This is a genomic window from Frankia sp. CcWB3 (genome assembly GCF_977927595.1).
Genome location: NZ_CDWRCK010000253.1, coordinates 1 through 6,051, shown reverse-complemented (window position 1 = coordinate 6,051; position 6,051 = coordinate 1). Strand labels below are relative to the sequence as shown.

Here is a 6,051-nt window from a genome sequence, read left to right as displayed (position 1 = left end):
GGGGACGAAGGTACGAGTGCCGTCGTGCCGAACCGGTCCGCGTCGGGGCTCTGCCATCCGTTCGCGGGCCCGGCATCGCGGCCGGCGGACGCGGGTCCGCCACCCGCTCCCGCGTCCACCCTCTCACCCGACCGCCGCCCGAGGTACTGGCCCGACGGATCGACGATCATGAGAACGTTGTCCGGCTCGCCCGGCGTGACCCCGAAGGACGGCATCTGCGCCGGCGGGGCCGACGGCAGGTAGAGGGTGAAGGTGCTCCCACGGCCGACCACGCTGGAGACCGCGATGGCGCCGCCCAGCAGGCGGGCGATCTCCTTGCTGATCGACAGGCCGAGCCCGGTGCCGCCGTAGCGACGCGACGTCGTGCCATCCGCCTGCTGGAACGCCTCGAAGATCATCCGAAGCTTCTCGGCGGCGACCCCGATTCCGGTGTCGGTGACCGCGAACGACAACACCGTGCCCGCGGAACACAGGCTCGGCGAGAGGAAGGGCAGATCCGACCGGGCGACGGTGACGTCGAGCCGGACGGTGCCGGTGTCGGTGAACTTCACCGCGTTCGACAGGAGGTTCTTCAGCACCTGCTGGAGGCGCTGCTCGTCGGTGACGAACTCGGCTGGCACGTCGGGAGCGAGGTTGACCTGGAATGACAGGCCCTTCTCCTCCGCCACGGGGCCGAAGACCCCGGCGACCGCGTCGCAGAGCGCCGCTGTGCGCACGGTGGTCGCATCGACGTTCATCTTCCCGGCGTCGACCTTCGACAGGTCCAGGATATCGTTGATCAACTCGAGCAGCTCGGAACCGGCGGAGTGGATCGTCTCGGCGAAGTCGATCTGCTTGCGGGAGAGGTTACGGTCCGGGTTGTCGGCCAGCAGCTTGGCGAGGATGAGCAGACTGTTGAGCGGCGTGCGCAGCTCGTGGCTCATGTTCGCCAGGAACTCCGACTTGTACTGCGACGACAGCGCCAGCTGCTCGGCCTTCTCCTCCAACCCGATGCGGGCCAGCTCGATCTCGTGGTTCTTCTCCTCGAGCAGCGCCGCCTTCTCCTCGAGCTCGTTGTTCGTCCGCTGCAGCTCGACCGACTGCGAACGCAGCTCCTGGGTGAGCCGCTGGGACTGGGCCAGCAGCTCCTCCGTCCGAGCGTTCGCCATGATCGTGTTCAGCACCACCCCGATGGTGTCGACGAGCTGGTCGACCAGGGTGAGGTGCAGCTCGGAGAACGGCGAGAACGAGGCCAGCTCGATGACGCCGAGCACCTGGTTCTCGAACACGACCGGCACGACGACCAGGTCGCACGGCGGCGCCTCGCCGAGTCCGCTACGGATGTTGAGGTAGCCGGCGGGTACGTGCTCGACCCGGATACGGTCGCGCTCCAGGGCCGCCTGCCCGATGAGTCCTTCGCCGAACAGGAAGGTGCCGTCCGAGCGGCGCCGGGGCACCGAGCCGTAGCCGGCGACGTAGCGCAGCTTGTCACCCTCGATGAAGTCGAGCAGGTAGACCGTGCCCTGCTGGGCGTTGACCGCGGGCGCCATCTCGCTGATGATCATCTGGCAGACTGCGTAGAGATCGCGCTGGCCCTGCATCTTGCTGCCGATCCGGGCCAGGTTGGACTTCAGCCAGTCCTGCTGGGCGTTGACCTCGGTGGTCTCGCGCAGTCGCGCGATCATCTGGTTGATGTTGTCCTTGAGCTCGGCGACCTCGCCCTCGGCCTCCACCGAGATGGACCGGGTCAGGTCACCGCGGGTCACCGCGGTGGAGACGTCGCCGATCGCCCGCAGCTGGATGGTCAGCGTGGACGCCAACTGGTTGACGTTGTCGGTGAGGTCCTTCCACGTTCCGGCGACTCCGGCTACGGTGGCCTGACCGCCGAGCTTACCCTCGACGCCGACCTCCCGGCCCACCCGGGTGATCTCCGCGGCGAACGAGGAGAGCTGGTCGACCATCGTGTTGACGGTGTCCTTCAGCTCAGCGATCTCACCCTGCGCGGTCACGGTAATCTTCTGGCTCAGGTCGCCGCGGGCCACCGCCGTGGTCACCAGCGCGATGTTGCGGACCTGGCTGGTCGGGTTGCCCGCCATCGAATTCACCGACTCCGTCAGGTCCCGCCACACCCCCGACACCCCGCGCACATGCGCCTGGCCGCCCAGGTTGCCCTCCGTGCCCACCTCACGGGCGACCCGGGTCACCTCGTCCGCGAACGACGACAACTGGTCCACCATCGTGTTCACCGTGGTGCCGATCCGCAGGAACTCCCCACGCACCGGCTGGCCGGCGATCTCCAACGCCATGTGCTGGGACAGGTCCCCCTCGGCCACCGCCGCTATGACCCGCGCCACCTCGTGGGTCGGCCGGGCCAGGTCGTCGATGAGGGAATTCACCGCCTGCGTCATGTCGGACCAGCCGCCGGGGCTGCCCATGTCCTCCATTCGCAGGGTGAGCCGGCCGTCACGGCGGATCACCTTGCTGACCCGGGCCAACTCACGCGCGTGGCGCTCCTGGATGGCGGCCAGCTCGTCGAACTTGCGCACCACGTCACCGGCGTAGCCGTCCCGCGCCGCGAGGCGGGTCGAGAAGTCGCCCTCGCACAGGCGGGTCAGCCCGTGCAGGAGATCCGCGATCAGCTCGTCGGCGGCGGCCATCGGCGCCCGAGTGTCGTCCGCGGGAAGGGATGCATGGGGCACGATGGTCGCGGTAGCGTCACCGCCGGGTGCATCCAGATCATGACGAGCCGAGGGTTGCGGGTCGTATGCGGGGCTCATTGGTCTCCTACCTGAGCTCGGTCGACACGATCGTCCCGGATCCCGGGCCGGGCGGAGGACCCGGGTCAAGGGCGGTCTCCCACGGGCACCAGCGTGGGGCGGCGTCGGTGGACAGGTGACACCAGCCGCCAGTATCCGCCTCACGATGGACAACGCAGGAGAGACTGAGCACATGTATGGCGCAGCAGGGGGTGGGACGATGCCGGCGCGCGCCATCGCGTTGCCACCGACGCCCGACTCCCCCCGGGCCGCCCGGCGCTTCCTGCTCGAGGCGTTGCACGGGCGGCTGGACGACGACCTGTTGGACTCCGCGCTTCTGCTCGTCACCGAGCTGGTCACCAATGTCGTCGTGCACGCGGGCACCTCGGCCACCGTGGAGGTGCGCGCGGACGGTGACGGCGTGCGGGTCGGGGTCGCCGACCGGCATCCGGTCCGCATCGGCATGGCCCGGGTAAAGAAGGTCGGGGACGCCGACTTCGGCATCGACGGGCTGCGCGAGGACGGCCGCGGCCTCGCCCTCGTTGACGCGCTCGCGACGAGCTGGGGGACCGAGCACGGCCGCGGTGGCAAGACCGTCTGGTTCCGCCTGGGAACCGTCGGCGACGGCTCGCACACCCCGGCGGCGGGCGACGACGAGGCCGCCGGTGCCTCGTCGTCCGCGTCCTCGTCCTCGCCCGCTGTGGCTGTGACCAGTCCCGCGCCCCGCGCGGCCCCGGCCCCCGTGGTACCGGCGCGTCCGGTCCGACTGATAGCCCGGGACACCGCCCGTGCTCTCACCGCCGAGGGCGAGGTCAGCGAACTGCTCGCGCAACTGGTGGACGCGCTCGCGGTAACCGCTGGGCTGGTGCGGCGTCCCGGGCGCGACGGCGGCCGGTTGGAGACCGTGGCCACGCTTGGGGCCGTCAGCTCGGTCACCGAGGCGCTCTCGTTCCCGCTGGATCCGACGCAGGAGAGCCTCGGCGAACTGCTGCTCTGGCCGGCGGCCGGCGGCCGCCCGAGTGGTTCGGGCGGCACCGGCGGTTCGGGCGGAGCGGAGGTCTCTGGCGAGGTCCGCTGGACGGATGCCGCCGCGGCGGCCGGGCTGGACGTGGAACGCATCCGCCTGACGACCCGATGGATGGCCCTGGCCCTCGGCGGCGGCGACATGCGACGCGCCGAGGAACGCCGCATCGGGATGCTGTCCTTCCTCGCCGAGGCGTCCGATCTGCTGGCGGGCAGCCTGGACCTGAGCCGCTCGCTGGCGCTGCTCGCGCGGTTGCCGGTCCCACGGTTGGCCCAGTGGTGCGCGGTGTACCTGCACCGGGAGAACGCCGATCCCGCCCTGTGGGCGGCGGCGCACGCGGAGGAGAATGCGGCGGGCGCCCTCACCGCTGCCGCGGTCGACCCGGACGGCCTGTTGATGGCGGCGGTGCGCTCCGCGAGCGGAGACCGGGTGCGTTCGCTGACCGCGCTCGGCGGACCGGCGCTCGTGATGGTACTGCGGGCCCGGCGGCAGGTACTCGGGGTGCTCGCGCTCGGCCGCCCCGAGGGCAACGCCTTCGCCGCGGACGAGATCGATCTACTCGCCGACCTCGCGCGCCGGGCCGCCTTCGCAGTCGACAACGCCCGGCTCTACAGCCGGCAGGTGGAACTGGCCGGCACGCTCCAGGCGGGTCTGCGCCCACCGGAGCTGCCGATGATCGAGGGACTGGATCTCGGTTCCGCCTATGGCGCCGCGCAGTCGGCGGGTCTCGACGTCGGCGGCGACTTCTTCGACCTGCTGTCGGGTCCGCTCGGCTGGACGATCGCCATCGGCGACGTCTGTGGCAAGGGTGCAGAGGCCGCCACCGTGACCGGGGTGGCCCGCGCCGTCCTGCGGCTGCTGACGGGCCGGGGTACGGAGCTCGGCGAGGTGCTGCTCGAGTTGAACCGGACCCTGCGCGACGCCACGTCGTCTCATCCGAACGGGCAGAGCCGGTTCTGCACCCTGGCCGCCGCCGCGATCATGGCGCCGGCCGGCGGACCCGCGGGGAGCGAGTCCGCCGACACCAGCACCACACCAGCACCAGCACCAGCACCGGCACCGGCACCGGCACCGGCACCGGGATCCGACTGCGGCTGTTCCTCGCCGGCCATCCCCAGCCGGTGGTGCTGCACGCTGACGGGCACGCCTCGCTCGTCGGTCGCCCGGGAACCCTGCTCGGCGTCCTCGACGACGACGAGGTCTCGTTTCCGGGGTTCGAGATCGTCCTGCGCCCGGGCGAGTCACTGGTCTTCTACACCGACGGGGTGATCGAGGCCCGCAATGGCGGGAAGCTGCTCGGCGAGGACCGGCTCCTCGACGCGATCGGGGGGTGCGCGGGACTGTCAGCGCAGGGGATCGCGGATCGCGTCCTGGCCGCCGCCGAGCGGTTCGCCGGCGGCAACCTGCGCGACGACGTCGCGATCCTCGTGGCGCGCGTGCCCGGCTGACCGGCATGATGGGCGCTCCGGGCTACCTCCGAGGGCACCTCCGGTACGCCCGCGGGCGTACCGTGGGCCCCGGACCCCACGGGCACGAAGGCCCGGGCCCCACGGGCACGAAGGGCCCACGGAAGGGCCCACGGAGAGGAGACACCACCGGGCGCCGTGCCGGATGCCGTATCGGCATGGCCTCAAGAGGTGCGATCCGGAAACAGAGGCTTCAATCCCCACCCAGTGGGTAGAGCCACCTCGATATCCTCGCACAGGCTTGGTGGTCGATGAGCGCGTTTTCGGTCCCGATGGATGTGGTACGGCAGGCAACGTCCAGTTGCCCACCCGCAACCCACATACTCGCCGAGCTCCCCTATCTGCCCTCTGCCGTCCCGCAGGCCCGCAGGGTGCTCCGTGAGGGCATCCGGCTGGCGGACCTTCCCGAGGACGTGCGCGGCACCGCCGAGCTGCTCGTCAGTGAGCTCGTGACGAACGCGGTCAAGTACGGGCAGCCGCCGCTGTGGCTGCTCATCGAGATACGGCCCGGTCTAATCCACGCGTCCGTGTCGGACACCTCGACGGTCCTGCCGCAGCGGCGTGAGGCCGCGCCGGACGCCGAGGGCGGTCGCGGCCTGCTGGTTCTCGACACGTTGGCGGGCAGCTGGGGGACGGTGGCGGTCGAGTCAGGGAAGTACCTGTGGTTCGACCTGCCCGTGCCGGTTCTGCCGGCGCCGGTGATGGGTCGGCGGTCCACCTCCGTCCCCGAAGCCGACGGCGCGGCATCCCCGGACGCCGGGAACTCCTCGCTGCCCGAGGGGCCGTCGTCCGCCGACGGGTCGTCACCGACCGAACCCGCCGAACC

The 6,051-nt window shown here is 71.0% G+C and carries 3 protein-coding genes and 1 pseudogene; 3 read left to right on the top strand and 1 reads right to left on the bottom strand.

Going from position 1 to position 6,051, the window contains the following annotated elements; all coding sequences use genetic code 11:
* Positions 1–2,756 (bottom strand): ATP-binding protein (locus ACY5KJ_RS16735; protein ID WP_462203807.1); only part of this gene is annotated, 2,756 nt, incomplete at its 3' end.
* Between the two features lie 145 nt (positions 2,757–2,901).
* Between ACY5KJ_RS16735 and ACY5KJ_RS16730 the strand changes: the two are divergent.
* The 3 genes and pseudogenes from ACY5KJ_RS16730 to ACY5KJ_RS16720 form a co-directional block, all read left to right on the top strand.
* Positions 2,902–4,677, top strand: a pseudogene (locus tag ACY5KJ_RS16730) (ATP-binding protein); the annotation flags it as partial.
* 203 nt (positions 4,678–4,880) lie between these two features.
* Entirely contained in the window at positions 4,881–5,207 is a 327-nt protein-coding gene (locus tag ACY5KJ_RS16725) for a PP2C family protein-serine/threonine phosphatase (protein ID WP_462203806.1), read from the top strand.
* 269 nt (positions 5,208–5,476) lie between these two features.
* Positions 5,477–6,051, top strand: a 575-nt coding sequence (locus ACY5KJ_RS16720) for an ATP-binding protein (RefSeq protein ID WP_462203805.1), incomplete at its 3' end; no start/stop codon positions are given.